We start from the raw sequence: 15,228 nt of genomic DNA on the forward strand, positions 1-15,228 counted from the left end.
AAACTGCTATGTGTACGATTTTTTACATATCTTACTCATTTGGCAGTTGTAAAAGATAAAAATAAAAAAGAGCTGCTTGATGCAGCTCTTTTTGCTTTTTGAAAATAATAACTTATCGCAATAGAAAAGTTATTATAATAGTTTCTTTTGCTGTGTAGTATGATTCATTTCTGTTTTTTGTATGTTTGTGTTACTACGTGTTACTAGCATAACTAAATAGCATAATACAGCAAATAAGCATGATATAAAGAGTGAATGCAGAAGTGACATCGTTAAGCTTGCTCCTGTGAATACAACTAAAATACCAGAGATTGCTTGACACATCACAAGGATAAATGCAGTGACCCACCCATAATATATAACAGCTTGTTGTTTATATTGCCGGATAGCTATAATCATTGCGTATAAAATCCAAACAAAAATTAATGTAGCGGCAAATCGATGTCCCATTTGTATCCATTCATGAAATTGCGTTGGAAATGGACTGTTTTTGCTGCATAATGGAAAAGTTGGACATGCTAAGCTTGCGTGTTCATGACGTACCAATGCCCCTGTATAGACAACAATGTAACTGTAAATTGTTACACCGTAAATATGAAATTTCATCTTCTTATCAATATTAAGTGAGCGGGCATCAAACTTTTTATCAATTTCAAAGATGAGGAGTGTCAATAAAATAACAGCAGCAAACGAAATAAGAGAGATACCGAAATGAATTGCTAATACAGCTGGAACTTGTCCCCATACAACTGCAGCTGCTCCCATGAGTGCTTGAGCTACTAAAAATACGAAAGACAGAATGGCAAGGGTTTTTGTTTCCCGAACATGTCCGTAGTATTTCCAAGCTAAGACGCATAGTAGTGTAACAAGAATCCCTGCAGAGCCTGAAGTAAGGCGATGACTCAGCTCAATAATTGTGTGCATTGATAGGTGCGAGGAAATCAATTCCCCGTTACATAGCGGCCAAGATTTACCACACCCTTGTCCTGAACCAGTCTTAGTAACCAATGCTCCGCCAAGAAGAACACATAATAAATCAAAACTCGTAATGACTGCTAACCATTTTATAAAACGTTGCAATCCTTTTCACCAGCTTTCTATCCTAAAGTTATTGTGCAATATTTTAATGAAATACATATTATAGAAACAGAAATGCACTACAGTCCTATGATATATAAAATCTTATAAAATAGCAAAGGCGGACGGGAAAGGAAAAGATAAGATAAAATAATACTAAAATCTAGAAAATAAATTACTGATTTTAACAAAAAAAGCGGATTTTATAAATAAATAAACGGAAATACATGCGGAATTTGACAAAATGGTTTATTATAAAAGGTAATTACGTGCTATTATGGAGAGAGTAGGGAAAAACTTTTTTAATCATAGACACAAAAAGTTCATGTTTTCTTCACAATTTTTTCATGAAATATGTTTTAATATATTCGAGTGAGAAGTGTATATTAATAGCAGAACCATAAAACAACATTTCTACTGTAATAATATTGTTATATAGAAGCTAAAGAGTGTTTTATTTCGAGTAAAATGCTCATTGCAGAGTAATTATGATGAAAGTTTTAGAGGGGGTTGAAACGATGAACCATGCAACAAGTCAATTGCATGAGGAATCAGCTGTAACGGATGTGCCGGAAACAAGTCGTGTACAAGATTTGTTAGCGCTTGTAAAAATGGGAATTGTAAATTCAAATACATTAACGGTATTTACTGGTTTTTGGTTGGCTCTACATTTTAATGGATTAAACTTTTTGGATCAGCTTGATAAAATGTTTTTCACAATTGCTGGTTCTGCACTTATTATGGCAGGATCATGTAGTTTGAATAACTACATTGATCGTGATATTGATCATTTAATGGAACGAACAAAAAATCGACCGACAGTAACTGGGAAAATGAAACCGAGTTTTGTATTAACATTCGGTATTGTACTATTACTATTAGGTTTCGTATTCTTGCTTCTTACAACGCCGATGGCTGCATTTATTGGTTTTATTGGAGCATTCACATATGTTGTTCTTTATTCATTATGGACAAAGAGAGCATATACGCTTAATACAGTAGTAGGTAGTGTATCAGGAGCGGTTCCACCTTTAATTGGTTGGGCAGCTATTGATCCAAGTTTGGATCATCCTATTGCTTGGATGTTATTCTTAATTATGTTTATATGGCAAATTCCACACTTTCTCGCTCTTGCGATGAAACGTGTTGAAGAATATCGCAATGCAGGTATTCCAATGCTTCCTGTTGTATATGGATTTGATATTACAAAACGTCAAATTATGATTTGGACAGTCTGCTTATTGCCAATTCCATTTTATATGAGTGCACTTGGAGTAACATTTATGGTAATTGCAACAGTGCTTAACATCGGTTGGATCGCGTTAGGGTTTTATGGCTTCCGTAAGAAAGACGACATCAAATGGTCCGTGCAAATGTTTGTATACTCCTTGAATTACTTAACAATCTTATTTATTTCAATGATTGTTGTAACATTCTTCTAAGACAACGACATCAGGGGATTTCTTTACGTTGAGATTTACTTTACTTACTATAAAGTACAATCTAATTAACAAAGAAAGTGGGGGTTGTTTGCATGAAGAAACAGTGGCGATTGCTTTCGCTTGTTTCACTAGTGGCTTTACTGTTAGGGGGATGCGGTAAAGCCTTTCAATCTACTTTGATTCCACAAGGTGAAGTAGCAAAAATGCAATACGATTTATTGTTGTTAGCCAGTGCAATCATGATTGGTGTCGTTCTTGTTGTTACGATTATTTTCTTGTATGTAATTGTGCGTTTCCGTCAAAGAAAGGGACAGGAAAGCTTTATTCCGAAGCAAGTAGAAGGAAATCACAAGCTAGAAATTATATGGACAGTCATTCCAATTTTACTTCTATTGGTATTGGCTGTCCCTACTGTTACATATACGTTTAAACTTGCTGACGTTAGTGCAATTGAGAAAAAGAATATTGATAAAGATACAATCGTTGTTGATGTAACAGCGAATCTTTATTGGTGGGAATTTTCTTACAATAATGAAAAATTAGTAACTTCGCAAGATTTAGTCATCCCTACAGGTAAAAAAGTATATTTAAATTTAAAGGGTTCTGATATTAAACATTCATTTTGGGTTCCGTCTTTAGCTGGAAAAATGGATACAAATCCAGATAATACAAACAAAATGTGGATTAAAGCGGATAAATCGGGCACATATAATGGTTTTTGTGCAGAATTTTGTGGACCCTCTCACGCTTTAATGCAGTTTAAAGTTAAAGCTGTTGATGAAAGCGAGTACAAAAAATGGGTTGCTAGTATGAAAGACTTAGATGGTAAGAAAGCTGTTGCTTCTACGCAAGAGCAGGAAGGTAAACAAATTTTTGAAAAGAGTTGTATTGGTTGTCATGCTGTTGGATCAAATGATAAAAGACCGCCTTCTGCACGTATTGCACCGAATTTAGCCAACTTCGCAGATCGTGATATGGTTGCAGGTATTACTGAAAATAATGAGGAAAATGTGAAGAAGTGGTTAAAAGACCCTGAAAGCATAAAACCAGGAAATAAAATGACTGGAAAATACGGTAATCTTACTGACGATCAAGTAGATGCATTAAATGCATATTTACAAACATTAAAAGTTGAAAAGTAAAGAGAAACTATTTGCGAAGGGGAGGTTGAAAACGTGAGTTCTGTAGCAAAAAAACAGGGAGTGGGCTCTGTAATTTGGGATTATTTAACGACAGTAGACCATAAAAAAATTGCCATTCTCTATTTAATTGCAGGTGGGTTATTTTTTATCATCGGAGGAATAGAAGCATTATTTATTCGGTTGCAGTTAGCGATTCCAAACAATGATTTTCTCGTTGGAGATATGTACAACCAAGTGTTAACGATGCACGGAACAACAATGATTTTCTTAGCGGCAATGCCACTTGTATTTGCAATGATGAATGCGGCGGTACCACTTCAAATTGGTGCACGAGACGTTGCGTTTCCATTTATTAATGCTCTTGGATTTTGGTTGTTTTTCTTTGGAGGCGTATTTTTAAACTTAAGTTGGTTTTTAGGCGGGGCACCTGATGCAGGTTGGACATCGTATGCATCGTTATCACTCGCATCCAAAGGACACGGTATCGATTTTTATGTTCTCGGTCTGCAAATTGCAGGTATTGGGACATTAATAGGAGGAATTAACTTCCTTGTTACTATTATTAATATGCGGGCACCTGGGATGACATATATGCGGATGCCGATGTTTACATGGACGACTTTTGTAACATCTTCACTTATTTTATTTGCATTCCCACCGCTTACAGTAGGTCTAGCTCTGTTAATGTTGGATCGTTTATTTGGCACAAGCTTCTTTAACCCAGCTCTAGGAGGAAATACGATTATATGGGAGCATTTATTCTGGATCTTCGGTCATCCAGAGGTATACATTCTTATACTCCCTGTTTTCGGAATATTCTCAGAAATCTTCGCTACATTCTCTAAAAAACGTTTATTCGGATATTCATCTATGGTCTTTGCAACGGTATTAATTGGATTTTTAGGATTCATGGTTTGGGCACATCATATGTTCACGGTAGGTCTTGGACCAGTAGCGAATGCAATTTTTTCTGTAGCTACAATGGCAATTGCTGTTCCAACAGGTATTAAAATTTTTAACTGGCTCTTTACGATGTGGGGCGGAAGTATTCGCTTTACAACACCAATGATGTGGGCTGTTGGTTTTATTCCATCATTTGTTATGGGTGGTGTAACAGGCGTTATGCTTGCATCAGCTCCTGCTGATTATCAATTTCATGATAATTATTTCGTTGTGGCTCACTTCCATTATGTAATTGTTGGTGGTGTTGTGTTCGGATTATTTGCAGGTGCTCATTATTATTGGCCGCTTATGTTTAATAAAGTTTTAAATGAGACACTAGGTAAAATTACATTTTGGTTGTTCTTTATTGGCTTCCATTTAACGTTCTTTATTCAGCACTTCCTTGGTTTAATGGGTATGCCACGTCGCTATTTTACGTATTTGCCAGGACAAGGATTAGAAGTTGGTAACTTAATTAGTTCAGTAGGGGCAGTATTTATGGCTCTCGGAACAATCGTACTATTAGTTAATGTTATAAAAACATCTTTTTCTAAGAAACAAGCTGGTCAGGATCCTTGGGATGGCCGTACGTTAGAATGGGCAATTCCAGCGCCGACACCTGAATATAATTTTAAGCAATTACCATTTGTTCGTGGATTAGATCCATTATGGATTGAAAAACGTGAAGGGAAAAACGAAATGACACCAGCAGAACCGATTGGTGATATTCATATGCCAAATGCATCTTTCCTGCCATTTGTCATCTCTTTAGGCTTATTTATTGCAGCATTTGGAGCGATGTATATGCATGCGGGGAAAGAGAAAATGTGGCTAGTAGTAGCAATCATTGGTCTGATTATTACTTTTGGAGCAATGCTCTTACGATCTGTAATTGATGATCATGGATACCATATTCATAAAGAAGATTTAGAAGATAAAGGGGGCAAGGCATAATGCATGTAGAGGAAAAATTAACAAATGAAACCTTTCCAGCAGAGCCTGAAAAAGCAACCCTTGAGGGAAAGAATAAATTTATTGGATTCTGGTTGTTTCTAGGAGGCGAGACAGTACTGTTTGCGTCCTTATTTGGAACATATTTAACACTGAAAAATTCAACAAATGGTGGAGCGTCATCACAAGAGATGTTTCAAATGCCGCTTGTGTTCATTATGACGATGCTTCTGTTAACGAGTAGTTTAACTAGTGTATATGCAATGTATCATATGAAGAATTTTAACTTTAAGCAAATGCAGCTTTGGCTTATTGTCACTGTATTGCTGGGGGTTGGATTTTTAAGTTTTGAGATTTATGAATTTAATCATTACGTTCATGAGTTTAAACATACGATGAGAAGTAGTGCATTCGGTTCTGCATTTTATGCGTTAGTTGGTACGCATGGGTTACACGTACTATTTGGATTACTTTGGATTTCAACTTTAGTAATCCGTAATGCGAAGCGTGGTTTAAATTTATACAATGCTCCAAAGTTTTACGTGGCATCAATTTACTGGCACTTTATCGATGTAGTTTGGGTGTTTATTTTCACTGTAGTATATTTAATGGGAATGGTGGGATAAACAATGGCAATTAAACAAACAAATATAAGTAATCCTAAAGTCGATCTTGCTTATCGTAGAAAAAAAAGTGCGGAAGAAATGAAGCATCAAGTGATTACTTTCGGATTAATGATTTTTTTAACACTCATTGCATTTGCAGCAGTCGCATATCCTAAAACATTTAGTCCGCTTTTTTCCGTACCATTTATTTTATTGTTAGCTGCTGTACAAGTTATTTTTCAATTGTATTATTTTATGCATATGAGTCATAAAGGGCATGAAGCGCCTACATTTTTCTTGTATGCCGGTCTGCTAGTCGGTTTAATAACAATTTTAGCTTTTATGACAATTGTTTGGGTTTAAAAGGAAAGGGGATTGAATGTTTTATCAATCCCCTTTTACGTATGTAAGGGAGGGTGTAAAAAAGTGAACAACTTATGGATATTTGGTTTTGAAGCACTGTGGAGCCCAATCTTTTTTCTTTTTATGTTAGCTGTTGTGATTGGTTATCTTTTAATTATTGGAAAGTATCGACATCGCTTTCCAAATGGAGAAAAAGTAAGTAAACGAAAAATTTTTTGTTTTCTAAGTGGTATGTTACTTTTGTATTTAGTTAAAGGAGGGCCAATTGATTTGCTTGGACATGTTGTGTTTAGTGCACATATGTTTGAAATGGCAATCATGTATATGGTTGTACCTCCACTGTTATTACTTGGATTACCAAATTGGTTGTTTCAATACATAACATCATTTCGATTTATTCGTATGATGTTACATATATGGGCAAATCCTGTTGTAGCTTTATTTGTTTTTAATGGGCTATTTTCTATGTATCATTTGCCAGTTGTGTTTGATGCGGTAAAGCAAAGTCAATTTGGACATCCAGTTGTTCTTTTCATATTGTTTTTTATGGCTATGATGCTATGGTGGCCAATATTTAATCCATTACCGGAATATCGAACGTTAAGTGATATTCAAAAAATTGGTTATATGTTTGCAAATGGTATGTTATTAACGCCGGCTTGTGCGCTTATTATTTTTGCAAATGAACCATTATTTGCTACCTATACAGATCCAAGCGCATGGATGAAGGCAATGGAACTTTGTGTACCAGCTGGAACGTTATCTAGCTTAAATATTACAGGTCCTGATTTCTTACATTGGCTTCCTGTTTTAGAAGATCAGAAAACAGGAGGTATTGTAATGAAGATTATACAAGAAATTGTGTATGGTACGGTGATAGGATATGTTTTCTTCTCATGGGCGCGAAAAGAACGAAAAAAGGATGCAGAACAGATTCATGCATTACCCCCGTATTTACAGTCAAAATAATAATGAAGTTTCCATAAGCGGAAGGTTTTTCATCCCCACTATTGGAAACTTCTCACCAATTGAATGCATGTCAGTAGTTATCTCTTAGTCTTGAGGCGAGAGCGTATTATCTACAAATAATGATATAAATTTACAAAGCAAAAAGAAGGTATACCATTGTGTATGCCTTCTTTTTGCTTTAATCGAAAGTACCTTCTTTCAAGAGCAACCATGTTGCTTATGAGAGCACTCATGGAAGTTTTACTTTATTATTCTATAATCGCTAAATCTTGCAATTCTTTTTCGATGCTTTGAAGTAACTGCTCACTTTTTTGAAGAACATTTTTTGGGAAATTTTCGTCCTCCCCATACTCTACACCATGTGGATAATAATGTTTACCGAGAAGCGGTGTCAATAATTTAATATTTGCATGTCGTCCTCCGATATCTCCTTCTATGGCAAAACCTTGTATACGTAAATAATACACATCTTTTAGCATTTCAAATTTATAGTCGTATGTAACTCGCTCGTAATCCCATTGCCCAGCTAGTACAAAATGATGCTTGTTCATTACCTCAGTTAGAAGTGTGAGGTCAACAACTGTGCCTTCAAGTTTCGTATTTGTAAATCGCATGAAATATCCTCCTTATTATAAACATAAAATCCTCTTGAATTTATAATAGTACGAATAGTAAGAAAATACAATTCGTATAGAGAGAAAAGGTATAATGTCTGCTTTTATGCAGGAAATATGATATAGTGAACGTAGTGTGGTACACACAAAATGGAGAAAAACAGTTTTGTTTGTGTATACCTCAATTTTATGGGTATGCAGGAGGTATATAATTTGAAAAAGTTGTTCCGTATTATAGTAATTACCGTTCTTATTTTAGCAATTGATTTATACGGGAAATTACTCGTTTCTCAATATATATTACAATCCCCTCATTTAAAATCAGAGCATAAAATCGTGAAAATGAAAAAAGAAAATAAAGGTGTGCCAGAAGAAATTCCACAGCTACTTGGTAGTGACCCCGAAAATTTGTTAGCGAAGTGGGGCGAACCGGAGCGAATTGAGCTTTCTGCATATGGTTATGAATGGTGGATATATAATCAGGACTTATCACAGTATGTGCAATTTGGAATTTTGGATCATAAAATTGTTACGATTTATGTTGGTGGAGAGAAAGTGAATATTTCCCCATTTCATATTGGGGAGAGATATGAAGATGTTTATAAAAGAAATCCGTTTTCATATGAAATTTCACTTAAAATGGGGAAAAATAGTTATCAATTTGAATTGTCTGATGTTGAAGTAGCAGAGCAACCACTTGTTTCTTTGGAAGAAGGGTGGGCACAATTATATTTTGATCATTTTACACATAAGCTTGTCGGTGTTCGTTATATGGATGATGAAACGTTAATAAAGCAAAGGCCATATCAACTCGTTTCTTCTGGAGAATTAACGAATCCACAACCATTATCACTAGAGCAAATGAAGCAAGTCGAACAAGGAAATGCACAACAAATTTTAGATTTGACAAATGTAATTCGTAGTCGTTATCACCTTCCATTATTAGCATGGGATCAACAAACGGCGGTAGTAGCATATGAACATAGTAAAGATATGAAAGATAACAATTATTTTTCGCATGATTCACCTTCATTTGGGACATTAGGTGATCGTTTGCAAAAAGGAAATGTATCATTCCAACTAGCGGGAGAAAACATCGCGACGCAACATATTGATGGAATTGCAGCAGTGCAAGGATGGTTAAATAGCGAGGGTCATCGAAAGAATTTATTAAACGAACAGTTCACTGATTTAGGAATTGGAGTGTATGATAAATTTTATACGCAAAATTTTATTGAAAAGTAAGGTGTATGAATTGCCTAAAAATAGGCGAACCATGCGCCTTTTTTTTCTTACAATATAGTAAAAGATACATCTTGTGAGGTGATTGTAATGACAACGGTGAAAGGAGATTTACATCCTTCTATTCAAGAATTTAAAGAGTTTGTACGCCAGCATCCAAAGATGGTTCATGACGTTCGAAATGGAAAGAAATCGTGGCAACAGTTTTATGAAGAGTGGTATTTACTTGGAGAACAAGATGACGTGTGGAATCATTACAAAGTGAATGGAGAGACTATCTCTTCTTCTGTACAAGAAGATCACGAAGAAAAGTCTGGAGACTTTATGGGGCAAATGGTATCGTTTTTTAAAAAGTTAGATGTGGACCAGGTGCAGCAACATTTAGCAAATATGACGACTGCACTTGGAAGTGTGCAGCAAGTTATTCAACAGTTTCAAGGGAACCGAGCAACAAAACAGCAGCGTAATTCGGAAAATAATCCATTTTTCTTTCAAAAAGATTAGGAGGAAAAGTGATGAGAAAAGAACTCATCGAATTTGTAAGATCGAATGAAGATTTACAGAAATATATTCGGGAGCAGCCGTATTGGTATCGGAAACTTTCTAGAGATCCAAGTGAAAAAGATTCATTTGAACTGGCAGCCATGCAATATTTTAAAAAGACAATTCCAGACAAGGTAGCTAAGTTTCAAAATCAGTTATCGGTTGCTTCACTAATGATAGATATGTTTCAATATATGAAACAGCAAAACGTTGATTAACTGGAAGTAAAAACTGTGTCCGTCATGCGAAACTTTTGTTACAATAAAAAAGAATTCTGGAAAAAGGAGTTACAGCATGACGGAAATTTGTTTAGTACGACATGGACAAACTGATTGGAATTTTCAAGAAATCATTCAAGGAAGAGAAGACATTCCTTTAAATGAAATTGGAAAACAACAAGCAGCGCAGAGTGCAGAAGCATTGCGAGCTGAAACTTGGGATGTAATCATTAGTAGTCCTTTAGTGAGAGCGTACGAGACGGCACAAGCAATTGCAGATGCGATTGGTATAAATACAATTCATCTTGATGAGCGTTTTATGGAACGTAATTTTGGTGTGGCATCAGGGAAACCAGTTAATGAAGTAAGGCAGCTCATTGCTGATGGGAATGTAGTGGATATGGAAACAGAGGAAGAAATTGTAGAGCGTTGTTTTTCTGCATTGAAAGATGTTGCTTGTCAGTATGATGGGAAGCGAATTATTATTGTTGCGCACTCTCATGCAATTAAAGCGATTCTTCATGCGATTGTTCCAGAAGAAATTACGTTTAAAACGCCTTTAAAAAATGCGTGTATGAGTTATGTAAAACAATCAAAAGGGAAATGGGCCGTATTAAGATACAATATTGCAGAACACATCTCATTATAAGCTGTTTGCAAACTGGGAAGCAAAGTTAGTAGTTCCGTTATAAATATGATATGATTAGTATTCGGAGGTGTCTCTTATGATACTAGCGACGCTAGAGAGCGTAATAATTCTAGATGAAGCCGAACAATTAGCGAAAGCAATTGTTTGTTCAGATATAGCTGAGCGTTATCGCGAATGCCATCATGCATTGCAGCAAAATGAAGAAGCACAAACGTTAATTAAACAGTTTATAGCTCTGAAGGAACGATATGAAGAAGTACAGCGTTTTGGAAAATATCATCCAGATTTTACTTCAGTTTCTGCGCAAATGCGAGAATTGAAACGGGCGGTAGATTTGCATGAAGTGATAGTTGCTTTTAAAAAAGCAGAAAATGAATTGCAAAAGCTATTAGATGAAGTCAGTACAATAATTGGGATGGAAATCTCTGCTTCTATCAAAGTCCCAACAGGGAACCCGTTCTTTGACGCAGGTGGATGTGGAGGCGGTTGTGGCTCTGGTGGTAGCTGTGGGTGCAAAAAAACGGGGTGATTTGCCCCGTTTTTTAGAATTTGGAATAAAATGAATATAAAACACACCCGCTGATATCCTTTGATGTTTAAAAAGCTGATGAGGAATTGTATGTACAGTTATAAATTTCTATGTGCTTTTTGTAAAATAGAAAGAATGAAATTATATAAAAGGAGAAGATTATGTTTGGGCAACGACAAAGTATGATTGTCTATCTACATTCCTTAAAACACGCTAAAATTTTAAGGAAGTACGGAAACATTCATTACATATCAAAGCGGTTTAAATATGCCGTAGTGTATTGTGATATGGAACAACTGGAACATATGATGCAAAAATTAAATAAGCTTCCGTTTGTAAAAAAGGTAGAGCCATCTTATCGCCCATTTTTAAAAACGGAGTTCGAAAATTCTAGACCAGATCGTGCAAAAGAATACGATTATAATAAGATTGATTAAAAACCCACCAAAATTTTGGTGGGTTTTTTGTATGATTTGTATTTAGAATCAGTAAAATTTTTATAATGGAAGTTTCACTTTACTTTGTTTTAACAGTCGATAAGCTGATTTTTTAAGGGAATTACATCAAACTGACTGTAAAATCTCGGTTAGATCCACTAACTATCAGTGGAAAAAGCGTTCCTTAATAAGAGTTTCACTTTATCCCGTATTAACGGACAGTAAGACCTCCCACCTCAATATTTAGAGAAAAGCAAAGAAGATAGTTGGGGGATAACTGCCCGTAACAGCCTGATTGGGTGGGCTTTCCATCAGTGTGGGATGTAGACCCCAATGATGGAAGTTTCACTTTATTGCATAGGCGGAATGAAATGGTTCATTCGTAAAATACCAATGAGATGGTTAAAATATAATTCTTTCTCAGGGAACATAGTCGATGGTTTGACTGTGAAAGAAACGACTTGTTTACCAATTTCTGAAGCAGTATTTTCGAACAAAGCAATGCGCTTACTTTGTTTATCTTCTTCTACAGGAATCCCTTCTAGACATATGTATAATGGCTGAAAATTGCCTACTGCTGTTGGATGTAGAATAACAGCAAGAGAACAAACAGATTTATTATTTTTTAATGTGTGAAATTGTAACATATGAGCTACACGGTGTTGGTTTGCCTTTGCGATTTCTAGTAACTCATATAAATCGGAGTAACCTTCACCTAGCTGAATAAAACGTTGAATCATGACTTTCCCTCCTTCTTCTTTTACTGTATCATTTCATTTTTAAAATGAAAAGAAGGCAAAGAAAAAAACCCTGCCGAAGCAGGGCCCTTCTTATACTAGCATGACTAGCAAGAAGGCAAAGGGAGAGGAGAAACCGGAGGAAGAACTTATGGGGAAACGTAAGTCTTCTCCGCGGTTGGCAACAACATCGAAGGTGATGTTGTTATCCTTATTTATGTCCAAACTATTTGAAGATATACATTGTAAAATTAAAATTTCTCTTTTGCTTTTTATTTTTCTTTCGTATGTTTTATGATAGGATAAAAAAGATGAATATACATATAGTGGAGCTTTCATTAGTGGAAGTCTTACTGTCCGCAAGTAGTGGGTAACATTGAGCTTGCACAAGAATGATTTATATGAACAATATGTTAGAAAGAGATAAAGGTAGTGACAAATTATGAGAGTAGTTTCAGGAAAGTGTAAAGGTCATCCTTTAAAAGCTGTACCAGGTAACACAACGCGCCCGACAACAGACAAGGTGAAAGAAGCCATTTTTAATATTATTGGTCCTTATTTTGACGGTGGTTTAGCTCTTGATTTGTTTGGAGGAAGCGGTGGTCTCGGTATTGAGGCTCTTAGTAGAGGGATAGATAAAGCTATTTTTGTTGATCGTGATGGAAAAGCTATAAAGGTTATCCATCAAAATTTAGAAAGTTGTAGGTTAGAAGCGCAAGCTGAAGTATATAGAAATGATGCAGAACGTGCTGTGAAGGCGCTTATGAAACGTGAGGTATCGTTCGATCTTGTGTTATTAGATCCACCATATAAAGATCAAAAGATTGTCTCTTTAATTAGTATAATGGATCAACACGGTCTATTGAAAGAAAACGGAATCGTTATGTCAGAGCATGGGGTAGATGTAGAATTGCCTGAAACAATTGGAAGACTTGTGAAGGTGAGAGCTGAAAACTATGGTATTACAGCGATTTCGATTTATAAGTATGAAGGTGAGGGGACCGAATGGCAAGCATAGCAATTTCTTCGGGGAGTTTTGATCCGATTACGCTTGGACATTTAGACATTATTAAGAGGGGCGCAAAAGTCTTTGACGAAGTATATGTCGTTGTTTTAAACAATTCATCAAAGAAACCACTTTTTACGGTAGAAGAGCGTTTAGATTTAATTCGCGAGGCGACAAAAGATATTCCGAATGTAAAAGTTGATTCACATAGTGGCTTATTAGTAGAGTATGCAAGGATGCGTAATGCAAATGCGATTTTACGCGGTTTGCGTGCCGTATCTGATTTTGAATATGAAATGCAAATTACATCCATGAATCGTAAATTAGAAGAGAATGTAGAAACATTTTTTATTATGACAAATAATCAATATTCCTTTTTAAGCTCAAGTATTGTAAAAGAAGTAGCACGTTATGGTGGTAATGTTGCTGGACTTGTCCCGCCAATTGTAGAACGTGCTTTAAAAGAGAAGTTTCAAACCCCGTTATGATGAACGGGGTTTTTTGCTATTGATAAAACGCATGAATAGTAACATAACATATAAATATAAACAAAACAGTGTAAAGATTGGACCATATGTAACTAGTGAAGCCCATCCTTTTGTTAGCAGGGTAGATTGTTCAGATAAAAAGACTGGAATATCATATTGGGTAGGTGAAAAAGAATGTAATCTTTCATAAAGTGGTCCCCAAAATATATATGTATAGATTGGAGCAAGGATACTTTGAATAATTCGTGCGATAAAATATGGTTTAAAACGAATGTCGGTTTCTGCTAAAATACTGGCAACTTGAGCTTGAATTGAAAGACCGCTAAATGCTAAAACGAAACTTGTCATCATGGCTTGTTGTAAAATAGAAGTATGCTCTGTTTGACTAATCATTTGGCTCCCGAGTGTCATTTCAAAAAGACCGGATAAAATGGGAAAACTAAAGTAAGGCGAAAGTTGAAATGCAACTAATATTTGTTTCATAATAAGGGAAAGGAAAGTTGTAATATGAAAAACAGTTAGCATTTTATTGAAAACAGAGAATAAAATAATAAACCCGCCAATCATAAGTAATGTTTGAATTGAAGAAGTGATAGCGTCACCGATTAATTTGCCAATGGGTCGTTTTTCTTGTAAGCGAGTTTTATGAAGAACGGAAAAGGCGTGTCGCAATGGAATGGGCGTTGAATGTTTCTTCGTTTCTGTTTGTGTGTGTCTATCTTGGTAAAAACGCATGAGTAGTCCAACTGTGAAGTTACTGACATAATGGGCAGCTGCTAAAATTAGTCCTAGTTTTGGATTGTCAAAGAAACCAATCGCTACAGCGCCGAAAATAAATAATGGATTAGAAGAGTTTGTGAAAGACACAAGGCGCTCTGCTTCAATTTGTGTAAGTTGATTTTCTTGGCGTAATCTAGCGCTTAATTTTGCACCTGCAGGAAAACCAGAGGCCATCCCCATTGCCCATACAAATCCTCCGATACCAGGTACACGAAAGAGTGGACGCATAAGGGGTTCTAATAACACACCAATGAACTTTACAATCCCTAGTCCAATTAGAAGTTCTGCAATAATAAAAAAAGGTAGCAACGAAGGAAAGACAACTTCCCACCATATATTTAAGCCTCGAATAGATGATTGCAGTGCTGCTTGGGGGTGGAGTACGAGAGAAACTGTAAAAAAAGTGACCGATATGGTGAGAAAGCCGGTTTTCCATTTTTCGTACATTTTGTATCCCCCTTTGTCCCAAATGTTCATTTCAGTATACGAGGATA

Annotated in this window: 18 protein-coding genes; 14 read left to right on the plus strand and 4 right to left on the minus strand. The window is 35.8% G+C overall.

Going from position 1 to position 15,228, the window contains the following annotated elements; translation table 11 throughout:
• Positions 1–132: 132 nt before the first annotated feature.
• Complete coding sequence (locus ACFQZ1_RS19570) at positions 133–1,080, minus strand: COX15/CtaA family protein (protein ID WP_377883858.1); 948 nt, start codon at positions 1,078–1,080, stop codon at positions 133–135.
• 515 nt (positions 1,081–1,595) lie between these two features.
• Between ACFQZ1_RS19570 and cyoE the strand changes: the two genes are divergently transcribed.
• From cyoE to ctaG, 6 genes are all read left to right on the plus strand, one after another.
• The gene (gene cyoE, locus ACFQZ1_RS19575; protein ID WP_377883859.1) at positions 1,596–2,519 is read left to right on the plus strand and encodes a heme o synthase; all 924 of its coding nucleotides are present in this window, start codon (positions 1,596–1,598) and stop codon (positions 2,517–2,519) included.
• Between the two features lie 92 nt (positions 2,520–2,611).
• Positions 2,612–3,661, plus strand: a complete 1,050-nt coding sequence (coxB, locus tag ACFQZ1_RS19580) for a cytochrome c oxidase subunit II (RefSeq protein ID WP_377883860.1) — start codon at positions 2,612–2,614, stop codon at positions 3,659–3,661.
• A gap of 33 nt (positions 3,662–3,694) precedes the next feature.
• Positions 3,695–5,557 (plus strand): cytochrome c oxidase subunit I, encoded by a 1,863-nt coding sequence (gene ctaD / locus ACFQZ1_RS19585; protein WP_377883861.1) that lies wholly within the window; start codon positions 3,695–3,697, stop codon positions 5,555–5,557.
• Positions 5,557–6,180: a cytochrome (ubi)quinol oxidase subunit III gene (locus ACFQZ1_RS19590; RefSeq protein ID WP_377883862.1), complete on the plus strand. Its 624-nt coding sequence runs from the start codon at positions 5,557–5,559 to the stop codon at positions 6,178–6,180. Before ctaD ends, ACFQZ1_RS19590 begins: the two co-directional genes overlap by 1 nt.
• A 3-nt stretch (positions 6,181–6,183) precedes the next feature.
• Positions 6,184–6,522 carry a cytochrome c oxidase subunit IVB gene (gene ctaF / locus ACFQZ1_RS19595; protein WP_377883863.1) on the plus strand — a complete coding sequence of 113 codons (339 nt, stop codon included), beginning with the start codon at positions 6,184–6,186 and terminating at the stop codon, positions 6,520–6,522.
• A gap of 63 nt (positions 6,523–6,585) precedes the next feature.
• The gene (ctaG, locus tag ACFQZ1_RS19600; RefSeq protein ID WP_377883864.1) at positions 6,586–7,491 is read left to right on the plus strand and encodes a cytochrome c oxidase assembly factor CtaG; all 906 of its coding nucleotides are present in this window, start codon (positions 6,586–6,588) and stop codon (positions 7,489–7,491) included.
• A gap of 248 nt (positions 7,492–7,739) precedes the next feature.
• Here ctaG and ACFQZ1_RS19605 read toward each other — a convergent pair whose 3' ends face one another.
• Positions 7,740–8,105, minus strand: coding sequence for a YugN family protein (locus ACFQZ1_RS19605; RefSeq protein ID WP_377883865.1), 366 nt, complete (start codon positions 8,103–8,105; stop codon positions 7,740–7,742).
• Between the two features lie 213 nt (positions 8,106–8,318).
• Here ACFQZ1_RS19605 and ACFQZ1_RS19610 point away from each other — a divergent pair, with 213 nt between their 5' ends.
• The 6 genes from ACFQZ1_RS19610 (at position 8,319) to ACFQZ1_RS19635 (ending at position 11,723) form a co-directional block, all read left to right on the plus strand.
• Positions 8,319–9,350 (plus strand): CAP domain-containing protein, encoded by a 1,032-nt coding sequence (locus ACFQZ1_RS19610; RefSeq protein WP_377883866.1) that lies wholly within the window; start codon positions 8,319–8,321, stop codon positions 9,348–9,350.
• An 87-nt stretch (positions 9,351–9,437) separates the two neighbouring features.
• Positions 9,438–9,851 (plus strand): YlbD family protein, encoded by a 414-nt coding sequence (gene ylbD / locus ACFQZ1_RS19615; protein ID WP_377883867.1) that lies wholly within the window; start codon positions 9,438–9,440, stop codon positions 9,849–9,851.
• Positions 9,852–9,862: 11 nt separating this feature from the next.
• Complete coding sequence (locus ACFQZ1_RS19620; protein WP_377883868.1) at positions 9,863–10,108, plus strand: YlbE-like family protein; 246 nt, start codon at positions 9,863–9,865, stop codon at positions 10,106–10,108.
• Positions 10,109–10,184: 76 nt separating this feature from the next.
• Positions 10,185–10,757 carry a histidine phosphatase family protein gene (locus ACFQZ1_RS19625; protein WP_377883869.1) on the plus strand — a complete coding sequence of 191 codons (573 nt, stop codon included), beginning with the start codon at positions 10,185–10,187 and terminating at the stop codon, positions 10,755–10,757.
• 76 nt (positions 10,758–10,833) lie between these two features.
• Positions 10,834–11,286, plus strand: coding sequence for a YlbF/YmcA family competence regulator (locus ACFQZ1_RS19630; RefSeq protein WP_377883870.1), 453 nt, complete (start codon positions 10,834–10,836; stop codon positions 11,284–11,286).
• A 161-nt stretch (positions 11,287–11,447) separates the two neighbouring features.
• Positions 11,448–11,723, plus strand: coding sequence for a YlbG family protein (locus ACFQZ1_RS19635; protein WP_154710709.1), 276 nt, complete (start codon positions 11,448–11,450; stop codon positions 11,721–11,723).
• 350 nt (positions 11,724–12,073) lie between these two features.
• Here the strand turns inward: ACFQZ1_RS19635 and ACFQZ1_RS19640 are convergent, their stop codons facing one another.
• Positions 12,074–12,463, minus strand: a complete 390-nt coding sequence (locus tag ACFQZ1_RS19640) for a DUF7147 family protein (RefSeq protein ID WP_377883871.1) — start codon at positions 12,461–12,463, stop codon at positions 12,074–12,076.
• 439 nt (positions 12,464–12,902) lie between these two features.
• On the opposite strand from ACFQZ1_RS19640, the gene rsmD reads away from it, so the two are divergent.
• Together rsmD and coaD are read left to right on the plus strand one after the other, a co-directional pair.
• Positions 12,903–13,478, plus strand: coding sequence for a 16S rRNA (guanine(966)-N(2))-methyltransferase RsmD (gene rsmD / locus ACFQZ1_RS19645; RefSeq protein ID WP_377883872.1), 576 nt, complete (start codon positions 12,903–12,905; stop codon positions 13,476–13,478).
• A complete protein-coding gene (coaD, locus tag ACFQZ1_RS19650) occupies positions 13,466–13,954 on the plus strand; it encodes a pantetheine-phosphate adenylyltransferase (RefSeq protein WP_377883873.1) in 489 nt (162 codons plus the stop codon). The genes rsmD and coaD overlap by 13 nt, the downstream gene beginning before the upstream one ends.
• On the opposite strand, the gene ylbJ is transcribed toward coaD, so the two are convergent.
• Positions 13,949–15,181: a sporulation integral membrane protein YlbJ gene (ylbJ, locus tag ACFQZ1_RS19655; protein WP_377883874.1), complete on the minus strand. Its 1,233-nt coding sequence runs from the start codon at positions 15,179–15,181 to the stop codon at positions 13,949–13,951. The genes coaD and ylbJ overlap by 6 nt on opposite strands.
• Positions 15,182–15,228 lie beyond the last annotated feature (47 nt).

This window comes from Bacillus sp. CGMCC 1.60114 (genome assembly GCF_042676365.1).
Classification (GTDB): domain Bacteria; phylum Bacillota; class Bacilli; order Bacillales; family Bacillaceae_G; genus Bacillus_A; species Bacillus_A rhizoplanae_A.

Coding starts and splice junctions, on each gene's coding strand:
- ACFQZ1_RS19625 (WP_377883869.1), top strand. CDS start 10,185: ATGACGGAAATTTGTTTAGTACGACATGGACAAACTGATTGGAATTTT.
- ACFQZ1_RS19630 (WP_377883870.1), top strand. CDS start 10,834: ATGATACTAGCGACGCTAGAGAGCGTAATAATTCTAGATGAAGCCGAA.
- coxB (WP_377883860.1), top strand. CDS start 2,612: ATGAAGAAACAGTGGCGATTGCTTTCGCTTGTTTCACTAGTGGCTTTA.
- cyoE (WP_377883859.1), top strand. CDS start 1,596: ATGAACCATGCAACAAGTCAATTGCATGAGGAATCAGCTGTAACGGAT.
- rsmD (WP_377883872.1), top strand. CDS start 12,903: ATGAGAGTAGTTTCAGGAAAGTGTAAAGGTCATCCTTTAAAAGCTGTA.
- ylbD (WP_377883867.1), top strand. CDS start 9,438: ATGACAACGGTGAAAGGAGATTTACATCCTTCTATTCAAGAATTTAAA.
- ylbJ (WP_377883874.1), bottom strand. CDS start 15,181: ATGTACGAAAAATGGAAAACCGGCTTTCTCACCATATCGGTCACTTTT.
- coaD (WP_377883873.1), top strand. CDS start 13,466: ATGGCAAGCATAGCAATTTCTTCGGGGAGTTTTGATCCGATTACGCTT.
- ctaF (WP_377883863.1), top strand. CDS start 6,184: ATGGCAATTAAACAAACAAATATAAGTAATCCTAAAGTCGATCTTGCT.
- ACFQZ1_RS19635 (WP_154710709.1), top strand. CDS start 11,448: ATGTTTGGGCAACGACAAAGTATGATTGTCTATCTACATTCCTTAAAA.
- ACFQZ1_RS19590 (WP_377883862.1), top strand. CDS start 5,557: ATGCATGTAGAGGAAAAATTAACAAATGAAACCTTTCCAGCAGAGCCT.
- ACFQZ1_RS19605 (WP_377883865.1), bottom strand. CDS start 8,105: ATGCGATTTACAAATACGAAACTTGAAGGCACAGTTGTTGACCTCACA.
- ACFQZ1_RS19620 (WP_377883868.1), top strand. CDS start 9,863: ATGAGAAAAGAACTCATCGAATTTGTAAGATCGAATGAAGATTTACAG.
- ACFQZ1_RS19640 (WP_377883871.1), bottom strand. CDS start 12,463: ATGATTCAACGTTTTATTCAGCTAGGTGAAGGTTACTCCGATTTATAT.